17 protein-coding genes are annotated in these 19,622 nt (G+C 70.8%); all 17 read right to left on the bottom strand.

The window, feature by feature from the left end:
- Positions 1-59: 59 nt before the first annotated feature.
- The gene (locus RT2_RS01790; protein ID WP_072842770.1) at positions 60-1,397 is read right to left on the bottom strand and encodes an MFS transporter; all 1,338 of its coding nucleotides are present in this window, start codon (positions 1,395-1,397) and stop codon (positions 60-62) included.
- Positions 1,398-1,530: 133 nt separating this feature from the next.
- Complete coding sequence (locus RT2_RS01785) at positions 1,531-2,025, bottom strand: hypothetical protein (protein ID WP_072842769.1); 495 nt, start codon at positions 2,023-2,025, stop codon at positions 1,531-1,533.
- A 60-nt stretch (positions 2,026-2,085) separates the two neighbouring features.
- Positions 2,086-2,967 (bottom strand): alpha/beta fold hydrolase, encoded by an 882-nt coding sequence (locus RT2_RS01780; RefSeq protein WP_072842854.1) that lies wholly within the window; start codon positions 2,965-2,967, stop codon positions 2,086-2,088.
- A gap of 86 nt (positions 2,968-3,053) precedes the next feature.
- Positions 3,054-3,899, bottom strand: a complete 846-nt coding sequence (locus tag RT2_RS01775) for a mycofactocin-coupled SDR family oxidoreductase (RefSeq protein ID WP_072842768.1) — start codon at positions 3,897-3,899, stop codon at positions 3,054-3,056.
- Between the two features lie 111 nt (positions 3,900-4,010).
- Entirely contained in the window at positions 4,011-4,829 is an 819-nt protein-coding gene (gene eutC / locus RT2_RS01770; RefSeq protein ID WP_072842853.1) for an ethanolamine ammonia-lyase subunit EutC, read from the bottom strand.
- A gap of 6 nt (positions 4,830-4,835) precedes the next feature.
- Positions 4,836-6,245 (bottom strand): ethanolamine ammonia-lyase subunit EutB, encoded by a 1,410-nt coding sequence (locus RT2_RS01765; protein WP_072842767.1) that lies wholly within the window; start codon positions 6,243-6,245, stop codon positions 4,836-4,838.
- Positions 6,242-7,675: an ethanolamine permease gene (gene eat, locus RT2_RS01760; RefSeq protein ID WP_072842852.1), complete on the bottom strand. Its 1,434-nt coding sequence runs from the start codon at positions 7,673-7,675 to the stop codon at positions 6,242-6,244. Before eat ends, RT2_RS01765 begins: the two co-directional genes overlap by 4 nt.
- Positions 7,676-7,831: 156 nt before the next feature.
- Positions 7,832-8,407 (bottom strand): DUF779 domain-containing protein, encoded by a 576-nt coding sequence (locus tag RT2_RS01755; RefSeq protein ID WP_072842766.1) that lies wholly within the window; start codon positions 8,405-8,407, stop codon positions 7,832-7,834.
- The gene (adhP, locus tag RT2_RS01750) at positions 8,404-9,429 is read right to left on the bottom strand and encodes an alcohol dehydrogenase AdhP (RefSeq protein ID WP_174556648.1); all 1,026 of its coding nucleotides are present in this window, start codon (positions 9,427-9,429) and stop codon (positions 8,404-8,406) included. The genes RT2_RS01755 and adhP overlap by 4 nt, the downstream gene beginning before the upstream one ends.
- Before the next feature lie 92 nt (positions 9,430-9,521).
- Positions 9,522-11,045: an aldehyde dehydrogenase gene (gene adh, locus RT2_RS01745; protein ID WP_072842765.1), complete on the bottom strand. Its 1,524-nt coding sequence runs from the start codon at positions 11,043-11,045 to the stop codon at positions 9,522-9,524.
- A gap of 140 nt (positions 11,046-11,185) precedes the next feature.
- The gene (locus RT2_RS01740) at positions 11,186-12,517 is read right to left on the bottom strand and encodes a sigma-54-dependent transcriptional regulator family protein (RefSeq protein WP_072842764.1); all 1,332 of its coding nucleotides are present in this window, start codon (positions 12,515-12,517) and stop codon (positions 11,186-11,188) included.
- 87 nt (positions 12,518-12,604) lie between these two features.
- Positions 12,605-14,071, bottom strand: a complete 1,467-nt coding sequence (gene mftG / locus RT2_RS01735) for a mycofactocin dehydrogenase MftG (protein ID WP_174556647.1) — start codon at positions 14,069-14,071, stop codon at positions 12,605-12,607.
- Positions 14,072-14,076: 5 nt separating this feature from the next.
- On the bottom strand, positions 14,077-15,474 hold the full coding sequence (mftF, locus tag RT2_RS01730) for a mycofactocin biosynthesis glycosyltransferase MftF (RefSeq protein WP_072842763.1): 1,398 nt from the start codon (positions 15,472-15,474) through the stop codon (positions 14,077-14,079).
- A 25-nt stretch (positions 15,475-15,499) separates the two neighbouring features.
- Complete coding sequence (gene mftE, locus RT2_RS01725) at positions 15,500-16,186, bottom strand: mycofactocin biosynthesis peptidyl-dipeptidase MftE (RefSeq protein ID WP_072842762.1); 687 nt, start codon at positions 16,184-16,186, stop codon at positions 15,500-15,502.
- A gap of 37 nt (positions 16,187-16,223) precedes the next feature.
- Positions 16,224-17,705 (bottom strand): MFS transporter, encoded by a 1,482-nt coding sequence (locus tag RT2_RS01720; protein ID WP_072842761.1) that lies wholly within the window; start codon positions 17,703-17,705, stop codon positions 16,224-16,226.
- On the bottom strand, positions 17,702-18,142 hold the full coding sequence (locus tag RT2_RS01715; protein ID WP_072842849.1) for a MarR family winged helix-turn-helix transcriptional regulator: 441 nt from the start codon (positions 18,140-18,142) through the stop codon (positions 17,702-17,704). Before RT2_RS01715 ends, RT2_RS01720 begins: the two co-directional genes overlap by 4 nt.
- A gap of 172 nt (positions 18,143-18,314) precedes the next feature.
- Positions 18,315-19,496 carry a thiolase family protein gene (locus RT2_RS01710; protein WP_072842848.1) on the bottom strand — a complete coding sequence of 394 codons (1,182 nt, stop codon included), beginning with the start codon at positions 19,494-19,496 and terminating at the stop codon, positions 18,315-18,317.
- Positions 19,497-19,622 lie beyond the last annotated feature (126 nt).

Raw genomic sequence — 19,622 nt, 5'->3', positions numbered from 1 at the left:
TCGACGGTCCGGGGCCGGAGTAACTGTGCAAAGTCCGGACACCCGGCACCGACCGCGCCTCAGAGCGCGTGGTCCTTGGTCTCGACCAGCGCCTTGGTGCAGAAGAAGCTCACGACCGCGAGCACCGCCAGCATGACGCCGATCGCGGAACTGCCGTACGACGACGCGAGCGGCGCGGCGATCAGCGGCGGGACCGCGCCACCGAGCACGCCGGCCAGGTTGTAGCCCAGACCGGCGCCGGTGTAGCGGTACCGCGTCTGGAACATCTCGGGCAGCAGTGCGCCGCACGGGCCGTAGGCGACACCGAAGATCGCCAGCGTCACGAACATGCCGATCGCGAAGGCCACCGGCGATCCGGTGTCGAGGACCGGGAACAGTGCCAGCGCCCAGACCAGGGCGGCGACGCAGGACGCCATGATCACCTTGCGGCGGCCGATCCGGTCGGAGTAGAGCGCGGAGACGATGATCGCGATCCCGAAGACGACGGCCGAAGCGATGCCGACCATCAGCACGAACGGCCGGCTGAAGCCGAGCGTCTTGGTCCCGTAGCTGGTGAGGAAGGCGGTACCCATGTAGAAGAACGCGAACAGCGTGGCCAGGGCGCCCGCGGAGAGCAGGATCTCCTTGCGCTGGTAGCGCCAGGCGTCGAGGAACGGCAGGGTGCGGGGCGCGGCGTCCGGCCCGTCGAGTGCGCGCTGCGCCTGGTTGGCGCGGAACACCGGGGTCTCCTCGATGGCGAGGCGCATGTACAGGCCGATGCCGACCAGCACGATGGAGAACACGAACGGAACGCGCCAGCCCCAGTTGAGGAAGGTCTCGTTCGAGTCGCCGAGCACCGCACCGGTGATGAGGAAGGTGCTGCTGGAGAGGATGAAGGCGATGGCGGGGCCGAGCTGCGGGAACATCGCGTACAGGCCGCGCTTGCCGGGCGGTGCGTACTCGGCCGTCAGCAGCGTCGCGCCTGCCCACTCGCCGCCGACCGCGAAGCCCTGCCCGAAGCGGAGCAGCACCAGGATGATCGGGGCCGCGACGCCGATCGTGGAGGCGCTCGGCAGCAGCCCGATGAGCAGTGTGGAGATGCCCATCAGCAGCAGCGTCGAGATCAGGGTCTTCTTGCGACCGATCCGGTCGCCGTAGTGCCCGAACAACATTGCCCCGACCGGTCGCGCGATGAAAGCGACCGCGAAGGTGGCGAACGAGGCAACGGTGCCGGCGGTGGAACCGAGGGCCGGGAAGAACACCTTGGGGAAGACCAGCGCCGCCGCGGTCCCGTAGATGAAGAAGTCGTAGAACTCGATCGTGGTCCCGATACAACTGGCGACCGCAACCCGTCGCACGCTGGTGCGCGTCGCGGGCGGGGCGACCCCGGGTCCAACTGCTGGCGACACTGCCGTCATGGAGGTCCTCTTCTCACGCCGTGTGCGATGCCCGGTCGGGCATCACTGACTGCGAGAAACGTAGTGACCCAGCTCACCCCCCAACTACCCCCGAAAGGGGGGTGCCGTGACCCACGCCACCCCCCAGGGCAAGCTAGCGACCGGCGGCGCTGAGAATCTCCTGGCGCAGCTCGGACCACACCACCGTGTAGGCGGCGGCGTCCGCGAGCGAGTCGGCCAGCAGCTCCTGGTAGCGCGAGAGGCGCGGCACGTAGGCCGAGACGTCGTCGAAGACGTCCGATGCCCGGCGGTCCAGGTCGGCGATTGCGGCTGCGTCGTCCGTGAGGTCGGCGAACTCCGCATCGAGCGGCTCGAACCGCTCGACGACCTCCGCGAACAGGTCTTCGTCGATGGACACCCGCTCCGCGTCGAGCTGGTCGGTGAGCTCGGCGACACCCGACTCGGTCAGCGCGACCGCACCGTCACCGGAATCGGCGGCGCGGCCGGCGGCGAGCAGCGCGTCGAGTGCGGCCTGCGCGGAGGCAGCCGAGACGCCGAGCTGCGCGGCGAGCAGGTCGGCGGTCACCGCGCCCTTGAGCCGCACCGTCTGGAGCAGGGCGAGTTCGTCGACGTTTCCTGCAAATGCCATTGCGTATCTCCTTGTTTTGTCCCCGGGGGTACCGACTGTGTTGTCCCCGGGGGTACCAAACTATTCCGCGAGCGGCACCGACGGTTGCGTCAGGGTGGCCAGGAAGCCCCCGACCTGCTGCACGAAGATCGCATTGTCGTCGCCCGCGACCATGTGCCCCGCCTGCGAGACGTTGACCGCCTGCGCGTGCGGGATCAGCGCGAGCAGCTCCTCCACCCCGTCCGCGCTGACGATGTCGGACCGACCGCCGTGCACGAGCAGGGTGGGCACCTCGACGGCCTGGGCCGCGTCCACCATCCGCGGGTAGTTGTCGGCCGGCGTGATGCTGCCTGCGCGCGGCTTGGTGAGGGCGGGGTCCCAGTGCCAGTACAGCCGGCCGTCACGCTCGCGGACATTGCGTCGCAAACCCTCGACGTTCTTCGGGCGGGTCCGGTGCGGCTGGTAAGCGGCGACCGCGTCGGCGACCTCCTCGAGGCTGGCGAACCCGTCAGGGTTCCCGCGCATGAAGTCGCCGATCCGCTGCACACCCTCGGGTTCCACCTTGGGGGTGATGTCCACCAGGACCAGCGCGCGCACGGTGCCGGGGTTCTCGCCCTCCGCCACCAGCCCGGTCATCCCGCCGAGGGAGGCGCCGAAGAGCACCGGCCGGGTGTCGAGCTGGTCGATCACCCCGCGCAGGTCAGCCACCAGTTCGGAGAGCCGGTAGTCGCCGTCCGCCGACCAGTCGCTGTCGCCGTGCCCGCGGGCGTCGAGCGTGTACACGGTCCAGCCCTCCGCGGACAGGTCGGCCGCGGCGCGGTTCCAGGAGTGCCGGGTCTGACCGCCGCCGTGCAGCATCAGCATGACTCCCTGGTCCGCGGCGCCGGCAGCCGGCAGCCACCGGTCGGCTGCGATGGACCCTGCGCCGCCGCGGAACTCGACGGCCTCTCGATTCACGCTCATGACGTACACCATATGAAGCGCGTCGGACGGCGCCCACGCTGGTGGGTCCGCCGCACCCCGGCGCAGGGTGCCCGCCGGCGCGGCGCCTATCCGCCGGCGAACTTCTCCGCGGTGCCGAGATCCACCGGCAGGGCGATTCCGGTGATCCCGCGACCGGTGTCGCCGACCAGGAACAGGACGGCGTCGGCGATCACCTCGGCCTCGACCCAGGGCTCGGGCAACAGGTTGAGCTTCTGCATGATCGCCGCGGTGTCCGCGAGCACCGGGTGCTCGAGGTCCGGGCGGAACCCGCGCACCATCGCCTCGTTGTCGATCATGGTGGTCCGCACATTGCCGGGGTGTACCGAGTTCACACGAATGTTCGCCCACGCCAGTTCGTTCGCCAAGGACTTGGCCATCCCCCGGACCGCGTGCTTGGCGGTGGAGTAGTGCACGATCCCCGGCACCCCGCGAAGGCCCGCCATCGAACTGATCAGCACGACGGACCCGCCGCGGCCGCCCGCCAGCAGGTGCGGGATCGCGACCTTGGTGCTCTGCCAGACCCCGGTGACGTTGATGTCCATCATCTCGCGGAACTCGTCGGAGGTGAGGTCCCAGGACAGTTTCGGGGACGCGGCGATGCCTGCGTTGGCGACGACGATGTCGAGTCGTCCGAAACGCTCCACCCCGGCGTCGACGGCCTTCTGCAGGGCATCGAGGTCGCGGGTGTCGGCCACCGTCGCGGCGATGCCCCGCCCCTGGGCCTCCACCAGCGCGACCGTCTCGGCGAGGTCCGCCTCCGTGGCCATGTCGTACCCGGCGGTCGCGACCGGTGCGCACAGGTCGACCGCGATGATGTCGGCGCCCTCCGATGCCATCTTCACGGCATGTGCGCGTCCCTGACCGCGCGCCGCGCCGGTGATGAACGCGACCTGACCGGTGAGCTTGCCCATGGTTCTCCTCCACGTGTGACGAAGCTGAATCGCGCCCCATCATCCACCGCCCGCGGGGCCGGGGACGTCGTTTCGCCGGACGCGATCGCGAGGTCGGTCCGGAGGACCCGCTCACTCGATGGTGAGTCCCCCACCCGAGGTCAACGCGTCGGAGCGGGAGGTGTCCTTCAGGTCGACGCCGGAGCGGCCGAGACGCCGTGCCCCGGACACCAGGCCCGCGACCACCCGGGCCGCCTCGGTGTACCCGAGCCCCTCGGGCGGGTGGATGTTGGAGATGCAGTTGCGGTCGGCGTCGGCGCGGCCCGGCCGCGGCCGGTGGGTCAGGTAGATGCCGAGGCTGTCCGCCACCGACAGCCCGGGGCGCTCGCCGATCAGCACGATCACCGTCTGTACGCCCATCGCCTCGGCGATGTGGTCGCCGAGCGCCACCCGGGCCTGCGTCGCGATCACCGGCGGCGCGATCGAGTAGTGCTCGGACAGCTCCGCGACCAGCGCGGCCAGCAGCGGCGCGCCGTGCTCGCTCAACGCCAGTGGCGAAAGCCCGTCGCCCAGGACAAAACCCAGATCCGCACCGCTGTGCGGTACGTCCGCAAGGTCGGCAGGGAGCCGCCCGAGGTCGGGCCGGCGCAGGTACTCCGCCCGGCTCGATGCCCGGCTGGTCACCCGCGCCGCGTGTCCCAGGCCGATCGCCTCGATCCGTTCGGCCAGTCCGTCGACCTCCAGCGGCAGGTGCACCGCGTCGCGGGCGGCCGCATGCGCCGAACGCAGCTCGAGCACCCGGTTCGTGGGCAGCGAGTCACCGGTCCGGCCGAGACCGATCCGGGACTGGGTGCTGCGCCGCAGCTGTTCCCAGAAGTCGCCCGTCGGGTCGCCGGGCTGGACCCGGTCGCCCGGTTCGTGGTCTTGCGGTTCGCGGCCCCGCTGTTCGATGTTCACCTATGCCCCCGTCAGTGCGCGCAGCGGCGAGGCGGCCGCGTCCACCGGCAGCACCCGCCCCGACGCGTCGGTCATGCCGAGCCGGGCGAGCCAGGCCTCGAACTCCGGGGCGGGGCGCAGCCCGAGCACCCGGCGCACGTAGAGCACGTCATGGAAGCTCAGCGACTGGTAGCCGAGCATCACGTCGTCCGCGCCCGGAACCGCGATCACGAAGGCCGCGCCCGCCACACCCAGCAGGGTCAGCAGGTTGTCCATGTCGTCCTGGTCGGCCTCGGCGTGGTTGGTGTAACAGACGTCTACGCCCATCGGCAGGCCGAGCAACTTGCCGCAGAAGTGGTCCTCGAGGCCGGCCCGGACGATCTGTCTGCCGTCGTAGAGGTACTCCGGCCCGATGAAGCCGACGACCGTGTTCACCAGCAGCGGCTGCAGGTCGCGGGCCACAGCGTAGGCCCGGGTCTCGAGGGTCTGCTGGTCCACCGCCCGGCCCCCGGTGCCCAGGTGTGCGCCCGCGCTCAGCGCCGAACCCTGGCCCGTCTCGAGGTACATCACGTTGTCGCCGACGGTGCCACGGCCGAGGGAGCGGCCCGCGGCGTTCGCCTCCCGCAGCAACGAGATGTTCACGCCGAAACCGGAATTGGCACCCTCGGTACCCGCGATCGACTGGAAGACCAGGTCGACGGGTGCACCCTCGGCGATCAGGTCCATCGTCGTGGTCACGTGCGAGAGCACGCAGGACTGAGTGGGGATGTCGAAGCGAGTGCGGATGTCGTCGAGCAGGTGCAGCAGGTCCGAGGTGGCGTGCGGCGAGTCGGTCGCCGGGTTGATCCCGATCACCGCGTCGCCACAGCCGAGCAGCAGCCCGTCGAGGGTGGCGGCCGCGATGCCACGCGGGTTGTCGGTCGGGTGGTTCGGCTGCAGCCGGGTGCTGAGCCGGCCGGGCAGGCCCACGGTGGTGCGGAACGCCGCGGTGACCTCCACCGCCCGCGCCACCGCGATCAGGTCCTGGTTCCGCATGATCTTGCTGACCGCGGCGACCATCTCCGGCGTCAGCCCCGGCGCCAGGGCACGCAGGATCGCCGCGGCCCCGTCGGTGGCGGCCACGGCCAGCAACCAGTCCCGTAGGCCACCGACGGTCAGGTGCGAGATCGCCTGGTACGCAACACGATCGTGCGAGTCGATGATCAGCCGGGTTACCTCGTCGGTCTCGTACGGCACCAGCAGCTCCTGCAGGAACCGCTCGAGCGGGACCTCCGCGAGCGCCCACTGCGCCGCCGCCCGCTCGGCGTCCGAGGCCGCCGCGCACCCGGCGAGCTCGTCGCCGCTGCGCAGCGGCGTCGCCTTCGCCATCAGCTCGACGAGCCCGTCGAAGGTGTGGGTCACGCCCCGGATCTGCTGACGGTAGGTCGTCATTCGAGTTCCTCCTCGGCCTTCGCGAGCATCGCGAACTCCTCGTCCGGGGAGTTCGCCACCAGGTGGTGTCGACTGTAGAGGCCGAAGTAGGCCATGAAGGCCGCGAACGCCGCCACCGTCCACATCGCCGCGGTCACGTCGACCAGGAATGTCGCGATCACCGCGCCGACCGCGATCACCAGCGCGAAGGAGGTGGTGGCGATGCCGCCGGGGGTGCGGTAGGGCCGCGGCATGTCCGGCTCACGCCTGCGCAACACGATGTGACTGACCATCATCAGCACGTAGCTGACGGCCGCGCCGAGCACCGCCATGTTCAGCAGCATCGCGCCCTCGCCGGTGAGCGAGAGCACGAAGCCGACGATGCCCGGCACGACCAGTGCCAGGACCGGTGCCTTGCGCGAGTTGGTCACCGAGAGCCGGGTCGGCAGGTAGCCGGCGCGCGAGAGCGCGAAGGTCTGCCGGGAGTACGCGTACATGATGGAGAAGAAGCTGGCGACCAGGCCGGCGAGACCGATGTAGTTGACGGCCTTGGCCGCTCCCCCGTCGCCGAGCGCCTGAACCAGCGGGTTGCCGGAGGTGGACAGCGCCTCCGCCCCGAGCGCGCCGGTGGCCAGGAACAGCACGCCGGCACCGGTCACGATCAGCAGCAGCATGCTGATCCGGATGCCACGGGGCACGTTCTTCTCGGGCTCGCGGGCCTCTTCGGCGGCGAGCGGGACACCCTCGACGGCCAGGAAGAACCAGATCGCGAACGGCACCGCGGCCCAGATACCGAAGGCACCGAACGGCAGGAAGGACGACGCACCGACCGCCGAGGTGTCGACGGGGATGTCGGTGAGGTTGTCCGCGTCGAACAGGCCCCACGCGGACACCGCGAAGACCACCAGGCCGACCAGCGCGATCGCGGTGATCACGAACATGGCCTTGAGCGCCTCGCCGGCACCGGTGAGGTGGATGCCGATGAAGATCGCGTACACCGCCAGGTACACCCACCAGCCGTCGGTGATCCCGAACAGGCCCAGGGACTCCACATAGCCGCCGATGAAGGTGGCGATCGCCGCGGGCGCGATCGAGTACTCGATGAGAATCGCTGTGCCGGTGGCGAATCCGCCCCACGGGCCGAGGGCTCGCCGGGCGAAGGTGTAGCCGCCACCCGCCGCGGGCAGCGCGGAGGACATCTCGGCCATGCCGAGCACCATGGCCAGGTACATCGCGGCGATCACGATGCCGGCGATGAGCAGCCCGCCGAATCCGCCGTGCGCCAGTCCGTTGTTCCAGCCGGCGTAGTCACCCGAGATCACGTAGCTGACACCGAGTCCGGCCAGCAGCAGCCAGCCCGCGGAACCGGACTTCAGCGTGCGTTTCGCGAGGTACTCACTGTCTTCGTTGTGAAAATCCTCGTGCGAGGGCTTGCTGACGGTGATCGCCATGGCGACCTCCTCCTTCGGATTGATGGTCACACGACACGGGGAGGCACCACCAGTGGCAGCGGGGCTGCGGCACCGGCGGGGGTGCGCGTCGAGGGGAACTGGGAGGGCTGGGACAAGAGGTGACCGGCCAGGTCGCGGGCGGTTCGACGCCTCGCCCTAAGGCAGGCCGCCGACGACGTGGGTCGACTCCGCGGCGCCGCCGCGGGTTCGCGCCGCAGGTACCGGGCAGGCCTCGACCGCCTCCGTCACCACCTGCGGCTCGGCAGGCGGGGCGGGGCGAGCGCCCTGCTCCCACTGCTCGCCAGTGAGGGGCGGGTCCGCCGCGAGCGCCACGACCTCGTCCGCGGTGAAGGCTCGGGCGCGGCTGAGGAACCGCAGGCCCTCCGGCGCCTCCAGGCTGAACCCGGAGCCGCGGCCCGGGACCACGTCGAGCACAAGTTGGGTGTGCTGCCACACCTCGAACTGGGAACCCGAGATCCACACGGGCACGGCGTCGACGCCGTCGGGCAGCGAGCTCGCGCCCTCCCCGGCGCCGAGCCGGAGATCGAGGAGCCCGACCAGTACGTCACGGTCGCCGACTATGAATTCCCCTGCGGGGTAACACATCGGCGCCGAGCCGTCGCAGCATCCGCCGGACTGGTGCATCATCAGCGCCCCGTGGACGCCGGCCAGCCGGCGCAGGAGCCCGACCGCACCGACGGTCGCCACGATGCGGCCGGGCACCTCGCTCACGCAAAGTCCAGGACGATGCGGCCGTCGACCTTGCCCGCGCGCAACTCGTCGAACACGTCGTTGATCTCCTCGAGTCGACGGACGTGCACGGTCGGCTTGATCGCGCCGCGGGCGTAGAAGTCGAGTGCCTCGACCATGTCCTGCCGGGTGCCCACGATCGACCCGCGGATGGTCAGGCCCTTGAGCACCGTGTCGAAGATCGGTGCCGGGAAGTCGCCGGGCGGCAGCCCGTTGAAGGTGATCGTCCCGCCCCGGCGGGCCATGCCGATGGCCTGCCCGAATGCCTCGGGATGCACCGCGGTCACCAGCACCGCGTCGGTGCCGCCGGTCGCCGCCTGGATCGCCTCGACGGGATCCTCCTCGGCCGCGTTGACCAGCACCTCGGCACCGAACTGGCGGGCGAGTTCGAGTTTGTCGGCCGACACGTCGACGGCGGCCACCCGCAGTCCCATCGCCACCGCGTACTGGACCGCAACGTGACCGAGGCCGCCGATACCCGAAATGGTCACCCACTGACCGGGTTCGAGATCACTGACCTTGAGCCCCTTGTAGACCGTGACGCCTGCGCACAGCACCGGCGCGGCCTCGACCAGGTCGGCCCCGTCCGGAATGCGGGCGGCGAAGCGGGAATCGACCAGCATGTACTCCGCGAACGAACCGTTGACGGAATAGCCTCCGTTGACCTGCTTCTCGCAGAGGGTCTCCCATCCGGTGCGGCAGTACCTGCACTCCAGGCACGCCGACCAGAGCCAGGCGTTGCCGACTCGCTGCCCGACCTCCAGTTCGGTGACTCCTTCGCCGAGCGCCACCACGGTGCCGGCCCCCTCGTGACCGGGCACGAACGGCAGACTCGGCTTGACCGGCCAGTCGCCGTTCGCGGCGTGCAGGTCGGTGTGGCAGACACCGCTGGTCGCGACCTTCACCAGCGCCTCGTTGCGGCCCGGCACTGGGATCGGCAGGTCCTCGATCGTGAGGGGCTTGCCGAACTCGTGAACCACCGCGGCCTTCATCGTCTCGGACATCAGGTCCTCCTTGCACCACTGGTAGGGGATCCGGGGCGCCCGCCGAGGGGCAGGGTCGGCGGGCACCCCGGTCGTTCACTGCGCCGCAGGGCTCAGAAGAAGCCCTGCGCCTTCGGCGCGTAGCTCACCAGGAGGTTCTTGGTCTGCTGGTAGTGGTCGAGCATCATGTGGTGGTTCTCGCGACCGATGCCGGACTGCTTGTAGCCGCCGAACGCCGCGTGCGCGGGGTACTGGTGGTACGTGTTGGTCCACACCCGCCCGGCTTGGATGTCGCGTCCGGCCCGGTAGGCGACGCCACCGTCGCGCGACCACACCCCGGCACCGAGACCGTAGAGCGTGTCGTTGGCGATCTCGATGGCCTCGTCGTAGTCCTTGAACGAGGTCACCGAGACGACGGGTCCGAAGATCTCCTCCTGGAAGATGCGCATCTTGTTGTTTCCGGTGAACACGGTCGGCTGCACGTAGTAGCCGCCGGCCAGGTCGCCGCCGAGGTCGGCCCGCTCGCCTCCGGTGATCAGCTGGGCGCCCTCCGCCTTGCCGATCTCGATGTACGAGAGGATCTTCTCGAGCTGGTCGTTGCTGGCCTGCGCGCCGATCATGGTGTCGGTGTCGAGCGGGTTCCCCTGGCGCACGGCCTTGGTCCGGATCGCGGCCATCGCGAGGAACTCGTCGAAGATGTCGGCCTGGATGATGGCGCGCGACGGGCAGGTGCAGACCTCGCCCTGGTTGAGCGCGAACATCGTGAAGCCCTCGAGCGCCTTGTCCTGGTAGTCGTCGTTGGCGGCGAGGACGTCGGCGAAGAAGATGTTGGGGCTCTTGCCGCCGAGTTCGAGGGTGACCGGGATCAGGTTCTGCGAGGCGTACTGCATGATCAGCCGGCCGGTGGTGGTCTCGCCGGTGAACGCGATCTTCTTGATCCGCGGGCTCGACGCCAGCGGCTTGCCCGCCTCGGTGCCGAAGCCGTTGACGATGTTGAGCACGCCGGCGGGCAGCAGGTCACCGATGATGCCGATCAGGTGCAGGATCGACGCCGGGGTCTGCTCCGCGGGCTTGAGGACGATCGCGTTTCCGGCGGCCAGCGCGGGCGCCAGCTTCCACACGGCCATCAGGATCGGGAAGTTCCAGGGGATGATCTGGCCGACCACGCCGAGCGGCTCGTGGAAGTGGTACGCGACGGTGTCGCTGTTGATCTCCGACAGCGAGCCCTCCTGGGCGCGGATGGCGCCGGCGAAGTACCGGAAGTGGTCGATGGCCAACGGGATGTCGGCGTTGAGGGTCTCGCGGATCGGCTTGCCGTTGTCCCAGGACTCGGCGAGCGCGATCGACTCGAGGTTCTGCTCCATCCGGTCGGCGATCTTGTTCAGGATGACCGCGCGCTCGGCGACCGAGGTCTTGCCCCAGGCGGGCGCCGCGGCGTGGGCGGCATCGAGGGCGAGCTCGATGTCCTCGGCGGTGCCGCGGGCGATCTCGCAGAAGTTCTCGCCGGTGACCGGCGTCGGGTTCTCGAAGTACTGGCCCTTCACGGGCGCTACCCACTGGCCGCCGATCCAGTTGTCGTAACGGGACTGGAAGGACATCGCTGCATCCGGCGTACCGGGGCGGGCGTACACAGTCATCGATGACTCCTCGTGTGTGTTCGGGGCCAGGCCCGGGCAGGTGCGTCGGACCACGGCCCCTGGGGTTTTGACCAGAACAGGGGGCTGTGATCCAGAACACTACGAGTCGGATGGTTGCAACTACGTTGCGTTCGGCGAAGTCATCCGCCGAGCTTGCGGTCGAGCATCTCGACCCGCGCCCTGACCTGCGCATACATCGGCGAGTCCGGCGCAATCGAGGACAGGTAGGCGGTCCAGGAGGCGGTGTCCTCGCGGCCCTCGGGGGTCGACGTCCAGCGGGCCAGCAGCGCGGCGTCCCCACCGCGCAGCAGGGCCGCCTGCATTCCGCTGCGCAGCTGCTCACGGATGTCCTCGACGCCGGGCGCGACCGAACCCGGCAGCACCGGCCCGCGGTAGGCGGCCAGGGCCGCCGCCGCGTCGCCCCGGCCGAGCGCGCGCCGCACCTCCCCGACGTCCGAGACCAGGTCGGTGAGCAGTCGGTACGGCCTCGACCCGAGGCCCTGCGCGCCGAACACCTTGCGCAGCCGGGACATCTCGGCCCGCACGGTCACCGAGTCCAGGTCCGACTCGTCGAGCAGCATCGCCAGCTGGTCGGTGCTCAGGCCCTCCGGCCGGTCGGCGAGCAGCAGCAGGATCTCGGCGTGCCGCCGCGAGAGGGTCACCCGGTCGCCGTCGCGGACGAGTGTGGGCCGCTGCGACCCGAGGACCTGCAGGCGCGGGGGTCCCGCGCCGAGCAGTCGGGGTGAGTTCAGCAGGTGCAGTCGCAACTCGGACTCCGCCGCGGCCACCGTGGCGCGGACCAGGGCCAGCACCTCCGGCACCGCGACCCGGGGGCCGCCGGTGATGTCGATCGCGCCGATGATCTGCCCGGTCATCGGGTCGTGCACCGGGGCCGCCGAACAACTCCAGTCGTGCACGGTGCGGCTGAAGTGCTCGGCCCCGAAGATCTGCACGGAGTGGTCGAGCGCGATGGCGGTGCCGGGCGCGTTGGTCCCGACCCGCTCCTCGCTCCAGTCCGCGCCCTCCGCGAAGTTCATCGCCAGGGCACGGTCCTTCGCCGCGGAGTCGCCCTCCACCCACAGCAGCCGGCCGCGGGCGTCGCTGATCGCGACCAGCAGGCCGGTGTCCGCCGTGTCCTCGACCAGCAGCTTGCGCACCACCGGCCGGATCAACGCCATCGGATGCGCGGACCGGTACCGCTCGAGTTCGTCGGCGCCGAGGTCGACGACGGCCTCGCGGCCGTCCGGGTCGACGCCCTTGCTCCGGCTACGCAGCCAGGAGTCGAGCACCACCGAGCGCACAGCGGGGCGATCCGGGTCGCCGCCGCGCTCCGTCCCGTCCACGAAGGCCCCGTCCGCGAACGCCCCGTCCACGAACGAGCTGTGCGCGGTCGAGTTCGTGCGGGCCAACTGCGCGACATCATCACCCGGTCGAACGGCCACCCAGGGGTTGCCGTGCGGCTGTCTGGTCACTCGGTCTCCTCCATGACGTCAGAGTCCACTGTAATGCCAATCACACGTCGGCCGGCGGAGGAACAGCTGGTCAAGCGTCCAGACTGGTCACATCTCGAGAAACCCGGCCACCCGCTCCGCGATCATCACGGCCGTCGCATGCGGCCCACGGGAGGTGAGCTCCGGCATCACCGAGGTGTCTGCCAGCCAGAGCCCCTGTACCCCCAGCACCCGGCAGCGCTCGTCGACCACGTCACCGGGGTGCGCCCCGCTGCCCATCCGGCAACTGCCCGACAGGTGCATCGAGGTACCGACGCCGGCGCGCATGGCCGCGGCCGCCGCGCCGGATTCCGGTGGCTCGAGCAACCCGTCGAACGCATCCGAGCGCAGCAGGCGCTCGGCGAGGTCGAGCCCGGCGCGCATCCCCGCGCGGTCCGCGGCCGTCCGCAGGTACCGGTACCGGACCAGCGGCGCGGCGGCCGGGTCGGCGGAGCGCAGGACCACCTCGCCGCGGCTGTCCGGGCGCATCAACGCCACCCCGAGCCGGCCGAGCGGATCCACCACACCGGGGATCGCCTCACCGAAGGTGGCGGTGTACGGCCGCAACTCCACCGGCCCGGTGTCGAGGTCCGCCTCGAGCACCGTCTCCAGCAGCGGCGTGGTGCTCCGATGCGGCAGCGGGCGCCGGCGGTAGCCGAGCGTGACCTCCGGATGGTCGGTGAATCCCCTGCCGACTCCCCGACTGTCCACCAGTACGTCGAGGCCGAGCGCCGAAAGCTCTTGCGCCGGACCGATACCCGAATGCATCAGCAGGTGCGGGGTGGCGACCGCGCCGCAACACACCACCACCCGGTCCGCGTGCAGCGCCCGCCGCCGTCCCTGCTCTTCCACCTCCACCCCCACCACCCGGGGGCCGGCGAACAGCAACCTGCGCGCGGTGGTTCCGGTGTGCACCCGCAGGTTGGGCCGGGCCGGGCCGGCGCCGAGGTAGGCCTCGGCGGTGCTGACCCGCAGTCCCGACGCGGCATTGCGCGGCACCGGCCCCACCCCGACGGCGTCGGGCTCGTTGAGGTCCGCCCGGTACCCGAACCCGGCCGAGGCGCACGCCGCGACGAACGCGCGACTGACCGGGTGCAGGTCCTCGGCGGGTGTGCGGGTGACCGGCATCGGGCCGTCATCGCCGTGCCAGCGCCGCTCGCCCACCGGGTCGGTCTCGAGCCGCCGGAAGTACGGCAGCACCGCCTGGTACGACCAGCCGGCCGGCCAGCGCGAAAAGTCGGCGGCCGTGCCTCGCACGAAATACCCGCCGTTGACCGCGCCGGACCCGCCGAGCACCCGCCCACGCGCGAGGGTCGTCGGGATCCCCGGCTCGAGCTCGGCGGGGTAGGTCCAGGTGAGTTCGCTCGCGGGGCCGACCGGCAGCGTCCCGACCGGGCCCGGGGCCGGGGCGGGTGGGCCGGCTTCCACCAGAACGACTGTGCGGTCCGGGTTCTCGCTGAGCCTGGCCGCGACCACGCACCCTGCGGACCCACCGCCGACGACGATCACGTCGGCCACCGGCGCCGGGGCCGGCACGCGGGTCAGCCCTTCAGTCGGGGCGTCAGCGCGGCGAGGCTGCGGTCGCTCACCGCACCGCGCCAGAGCCCGGTGCCGTAGGCGATGTCGTCGAGCCGCTTGAACAGCACGTGCCGGACCGGGCCCAGCCCGCCCGGCTCTCGATGCGTCCACCAGTCGGCCGCGCCCTCGGCGATCGCGACCGCCAGCACCGCGCGCCGCACCCGCGGGGACACCACGGCCGCGAACACCGTCACCGGCCAGTAGTGCCGGCACATCGCCGAGGCCAACTGCCAGGCCCCGCCGGCCAGCCCCTGCGCCGCCAGCACCAGGGCAATCCGGGTCGGCTTGTCCAGTTCGCGGAAGGTGCGGCGCAGCCGGACCACCGTCACCGTCTGGGTGACCAGGGCACCGACCACGCCCATCCGGGTGCCCGTTGCCAGCAGGACCCAGGACGCCAGCGTCCACCAGGACATCGCGACCGGCGGCACCAGCCCGGCGTGCCGGGAGGCCAGCGGCGCCGCGCTGGTTCCGTAGAACACCTTGCGGCCGAACCAGTTCCGGAACGAGACCCGGTGGTCGTGCGCGACCCGGGCGATCGGCTCGTAGCGTAGGCGCCAGCCCGCGTCGTGCAGGCGCCAGCACAGGTCGACGTCCTCGCCGACGTGCATGGAGGTGTCGAACCCGCCGCAGTCGTCGAGGGCGCAGCGCCGCACCACCATCGCGGCGCTGGGCACGTAGGACACCGCGCCGCCGGCCCGCACCGAGGCCTCCTTGCGGCCCAGGTCCAGGGAGGACCGAGCATGCTCGTAGCGGGCGATCACGCCACCCTCGGGCACCAGCGCGACGATCCGCGGGGCGACCATTGCCACCCCAGGGTCGCTGAAGTGACCGAGCATCGCGTCCAGCCAGCCCGACCGCGGCACCACGTCCGAGTCCAGAAGCGCCACGAATTCGGTTGTCACGGCGTCGATTCCGGTATTCCGAGCGGCGGCAGGCCCCTGCGAGGTCTCGTGTCGGAGCACCCGCACGCTACCGCGTCCGTCGGTGACCGGCGGCGGCGTCACCGGGGTGTCGGAGCCGTCGTCGACGACGATGACCTCGAGTCCGCGCAGGGCGGGCAGCAACCGGTTCAGGCCCGCCGCATTGTTACGGAGCGGGATGACCACGGTGACGTCCCGGATCGACGGTGAACTCATCGGCCGCGGATTGGCCACCCCGGAGTCCAGGAGATGCCGCGCGACCGCGGCGGACTGCGAGTCCACCACCTTGAGGTAGCCGTCGCCGATCATCGCGGCGGCGGTGGGCGCGAGCTTGAGCATGCGAGTGGGGGTACCGCCGATGAGGACCTGTCCCCCGGAGAAGGCACGCACTCTCGGGTCGATCCGCACCCCGAATCCGTCGGGTAGCCGGGCTTGACGCATCAGGTGATCGTATTCGGATCTGCTCTCACCGCAACATCCCGTTGGCATCGGGTTTCCAGCGGTCGACGGCGGCCAGGCAACGGGCCGCCATCCGCTCGAACACCAGTGCCCCTTCGGCCGCCGTGGATCCCGTCGGGTCGCCCAGCACCCCGTTGGGGCTGACCGCCGCGACGCCGCCCTCGCGCAGCGCGGGCAGGATCTCCCCGATCGGCCGGCGATCTCCGGGTTCGGCCAGGTCAGGACGCACGACGTCCGGCGAAAGGTGCAGCAGCAGTGACGTTTCGGTGCGTCCGGCATGGGCATCCGCGCCGGGCACCGAACAGGGCACCCAGGCCACGTCCCGGCCCTCGTAACGCAGCAACGCAACCGCCTCGGCGAGGGCGGGCGCATTGCCGCCGTGGCCGTTGACGAGCAACACGCGCGGTGCCCAGCGACACGCCGAACGGCCGTACTCGACGACCGTCGCCTGCAGCGCCGACGTGCCGAGCGAGACCGTGCCCGCGAACCCCTCGTGCTCGCCGCTGGCCCCGTAGGCGATGGCAGGCGCGAGCGCGAACCCCGGCAGGGCGGCCGCGACCGCGGTGGCGATCCGGGTGTCGGTGTCCAACGGCAGATGCGGGCCGTGCTGTTCGAGCGACCCGACCGGCACCGCCAGCGCGGGCCGCCGTGCCCCGACGTCCGGCCAGGTGGCGTCGGCGAGGTGGTTGGGCATGCCCCGAATGCTAGTGCGCAGCCCCGGCGGCCGACCGCTACGCCTCCGACCCGGCCCTCACCCTCGCGCCGGCGTCGAGTACGGGGGCAGGCATACGCAGTGTGCGCGAGCCGATCACACCCACCAACAGCACCACGCCGATCACCGCAATCACCGTCCCGAGGCGGTGCAGGCCCTCGTCCCCGACCACCCCGCGAGTGGTCAGTTCGATCACCACGGCGGCCAGGTTGGCGCCGATGTACTGGACCGTGCGGTACATCCCGAGCGCGGTGCCGACCTCGCGCACACCGGTGACCGCGTTGATCACGTTCTGGTTGCCCATGTTGTTGAACCCGTTGGGGATTCCGAGCACGCAGGCGACCAGCACAAGCACGACCACCGGGGTCGAGGTGCTCCCGAGGAAGACCAGCGCCAGACCGCCCACGGTGAGGCCGAGGGTGCCGACGAGCAGAACGGGTCGCGCACCTCGCGCCCCGTACAGTCGCGTCGCGAGGATGGTCGCGCCGATGCCGACGCCGGCGATCGGCAACATCAGCAGACCGGCGGTGCCGGAGGAGAACCCACGGGCGCCCTGCAGCCACTGCGGCAGACCGAAGAAGACGCAGTAGAAGGCCGTGTAGGTGAGCAGCGTCCGGCCGAGGGTGAGGCACAGCGCGCGATTTCGCGCGACAGTGCGGACGTCGATGAACGGCGCCGGGACCCGCAGCTCCCAGCGGACGAACGCGGCGGTCAGCCCGACGAGCACCGGCACCAGCGGCCATAGCGGATCGGTGGTCAGCGAGAGCAGGAAGAACATCGTGGCGGTGATGACCCCGAGGAAGGCGAGCATGCCGACCGGATCCAGGGACCGAAGGAAGTCCCGACGTGCCCGCGCGGACCGTAGACCGCCGGCGCCCGCGCCGGACGCTCCCACCGGATCCTTCGGCACCACCGACAGGACCCAGACCGCGGTCATCAGCACCAGGGGCAGGTTCACCCACATGATCGACTGCCACCCGAACAGCCCGACCAGCACACCGCCGACGGTCGGACCCAACGCGACCATCGCCTGCGAGCAGACGTTGAGCACCGCCAGCGCCGACCGGGTCTGACCGCCCCGGCGGTCGGCGATCATCCGGACGATCGTTATCGCGGCCGGGTACTGGCTGGAAGTGCCGATCCCGAGCAGGATCCGCGCGAAGATCAGCCACCCGAGCGTGGGCGCCATCGCCCCGAGCACGGCCCCCACCGCGATGAGGACCAGTCCCGCGAGGTAGACCTTCCGCGGGCCGATCCGGGCCGCCAGGGTGCCCGCGACGGGCGAGGTCACCGCGGTCGCGATGTAGAGGCCCGAGATCACCCACGCGATTCCCGAGGTGGACCCGAAGTGCGCCGCGATGCCCACGATGGCCACCGCGATCATCGACGAGTTGAGTCCCTGCAGCATGGCGCCGGAGCCCAGCCCGAACGAGATGGACCGCGGCACCGCCCGCCCCGTGGCCGGTGCGGCGGTGGCGGCGGTCGCGGTCGTCGTGCTCACCCGCGCCCGCCGGGCGCCGGGCCGGATGCGCCGAGGTCGCGCAGGATCCGCCCGGCCAAGAAGAGAAGCTCGCGTTCGTGCGCGGTGCATTCGCTCTCGAGCACCTCCGCGAGCCAACGCGAGCGGCGTTCCCGGTCCTCGATGAGCATCCGCCGGCCGGACTCGGTCAGCGAGACCAGACTGGCGCGGGCGTCCGCGGGATCCGGACCGCGGGTCACCATCGCGCCGTCCTCGAGTAGGGCCAGGGTGCGGGCGATCGACTGCGGGGTCACCTGCTCGAAGTCGGCCAGCACCCGGGCCGTCATCGGGCCCTCCCGTTCGAGGTGCGCGAGCGCCTGCAACTGCGAGGGGGTGAGCTTGTGGTCGGCGCGCTCCTTGCGCAGTCTCCGGAAGAACGTCGTGATGTCGTCCCGGAGAGCAAGGACCTCGGGGGACACCGGAATGTCCGCGCCGTGGGCACCCGTGCTCTCCGGGACCGGACCTGTCGTGCCGTCGCCCATTACGCCAACCCTTCGTACGAACCTTTTAGGCAGCCTATTTGACTAAAGTTCGATACTCAAGCCTGGCGAAGTGGACTTCTTCACGCAATCAACACAGCTTCGCTGTCAATTAGATCCGACGGAAGAGCGCCGCCAGAGCCTGACCGCCACCGATGCACATGGTGACGATGCCCAGCTCGAGATCACGCCGGACCATCTCCTTGGCCACCCGCAGGCTGAGGATTGCGCCGGTGGCACCGACCGCATGCCCGAGCGCGATCGCGCCGCCGTACGGGTTGGTCTTCTCCGGGTCCAGGCCCGCGTCGCGGATGGTCGCAATCGCCTGCGAGGCGAAGGCCTCGTTCAGTTCCACGACGCCGATGTCGGCCGGGGTGGTGCCGGTCTGCTCGAACAGGTTCCGCAGCGCCAGCACCGGGGCGTAGCCCATCAGCTCCGGCTCCAGCGCACCGGTCGCGACCGCCTCGATGGTGACCAGGCCGGTGAGCCCCTTCTCCTGCGCGGCGGACTGGGTGGCCAGCACCAGAGCGCCGGCGCCGTCGTTGATGCCCGACGCGTTGCCTGCGGTGACCGTGCCGTCCTTCACGAACGCCGCACGCAGCTTGCCGAGGGTCTCGACGGTGGTGCCCGGCTTGGGGTGCTCGTCGGTGTCGACGGTGACCGGCTTGCGGCCACCGATCTCGACCGGGGTGATCTCCTCCGCGAAGGCCGCCTTGGCGGCCTCGGTGGCGGCGCGCCGCTGCGACTCGACGGCGAACTCGTCCTGCTCGATCCGGCTGACCCCGTACTTGGTGGCGACGTTCTCGGCGGTCACGCCCATGTGCACGTTGTGGAACGGGTCGGTGAGCATGCCGACCGTGCCGTCGACCAGCGTGCGGTCGCCGAGCTTGTAGCCGCTACGGGCGCCGAAGTCGTAGAACGGCATCCGCGACATGTTCTCGTCGCCGCCGGCGAGCGCGAAATCGACTCCGCCCCAGCGCATCTGCATCGCCGCGGACCACACGGCCTGCAGGCCCGAACCGCACAGCCGGTTGACGGTGTAGGCCGGGGTGGAGACCGGCAGTCCGGCGGCCAGCGCGACCCGTCGGGCGTTGTAGGCGTCGGGCCCGACCTGCCCGATGCAGCCCATGACCACCTCGTCGATGTCCTCCGGCGCCACGCCGGCGCGCGCGAGTGCGGCCTTCGCCGCGGTCGCGCCCAGCTCGTGCGCAGGCACGTCCTTGAACACACCGCCGAAGCTACCGACCGGGGTGCGCGCCCCGTCCACAACGACAATCGGCTCGGGAGAACTCATGACCAACTCCATCCTTCGTCCGGCGACCTCACGTCACCTGGTTCCATGACAGACCCGACACTCGAACGTCGGATCTCGGCCTCCTGGCCGAGGACAGCTTTACCCGGCAGTCGTTCGCGTCGCAAA

Origin of the sequence: Rhodococcus tukisamuensis NBRC 100609 (genome assembly GCF_001894985.1) — a bacterium.
In the GTDB taxonomy this organism is placed as follows: Bacteria; Actinomycetota; Actinomycetes; order Mycobacteriales; family Mycobacteriaceae; genus Rhodococcus_G; species Rhodococcus_G tukisamuensis.
The sequence above is the reverse complement of the archived record's forward strand: the minus strand, read 5'-3'. Positions and strand labels throughout refer to the sequence as shown.

Excerpts from the sequence above, each read along its gene's own strand:
- RT2_RS01790 (WP_072842770.1), bottom strand. The coding sequence starts at position 1,397 with ATGACGGCAGTGTCGCCAGCAGTTGGACCCGGGGTCGCCCCGCCCGCG.
- RT2_RS01785 (WP_072842769.1), bottom strand. The coding sequence starts at position 2,025 with ATGGCATTTGCAGGAAACGTCGACGAACTCGCCCTGCTCCAGACGGTG.
- RT2_RS01780 (WP_072842854.1), bottom strand. The coding sequence starts at position 2,967 with ATGAGCGTGAATCGAGAGGCCGTCGAGTTCCGCGGCGGCGCAGGGTCC.
- RT2_RS01775 (WP_072842768.1), bottom strand. The coding sequence starts at position 3,899 with ATGGGCAAGCTCACCGGTCAGGTCGCGTTCATCACCGGCGCGGCGCGC.
- RT2_RS01765 (WP_072842767.1), bottom strand. The coding sequence starts at position 6,245 with ATGACGACCTACCGTCAGCAGATCCGGGGCGTGACCCACACCTTCGAC.
- eat (WP_072842852.1), bottom strand. The coding sequence starts at position 7,675 with ATGGCGATCACCGTCAGCAAGCCCTCGCACGAGGATTTTCACAACGAA.
- adhP (WP_174556648.1), bottom strand. The coding sequence starts at position 9,429 with ATGTCCGAGACGATGAAGGCCGCGGTGGTTCACGAGTTCGGCAAGCCC.
- adh (WP_072842765.1), bottom strand. The coding sequence starts at position 11,045 with ATGACTGTGTACGCCCGCCCCGGTACGCCGGATGCAGCGATGTCCTTC.
- mftF (WP_072842763.1), bottom strand. The coding sequence starts at position 15,474 with ATGCGTCAAGCCCGGCTACCCGACGGATTCGGGGTGCGGATCGACCCG.
- mftE (WP_072842762.1), bottom strand. The coding sequence starts at position 16,186 with ATGCCCAACCACCTCGCCGACGCCACCTGGCCGGACGTCGGGGCACGG.
- RT2_RS01710 (WP_072842848.1), bottom strand. The coding sequence starts at position 19,496 with ATGAGTTCTCCCGAGCCGATTGTCGTTGTGGACGGGGCGCGCACCCCG.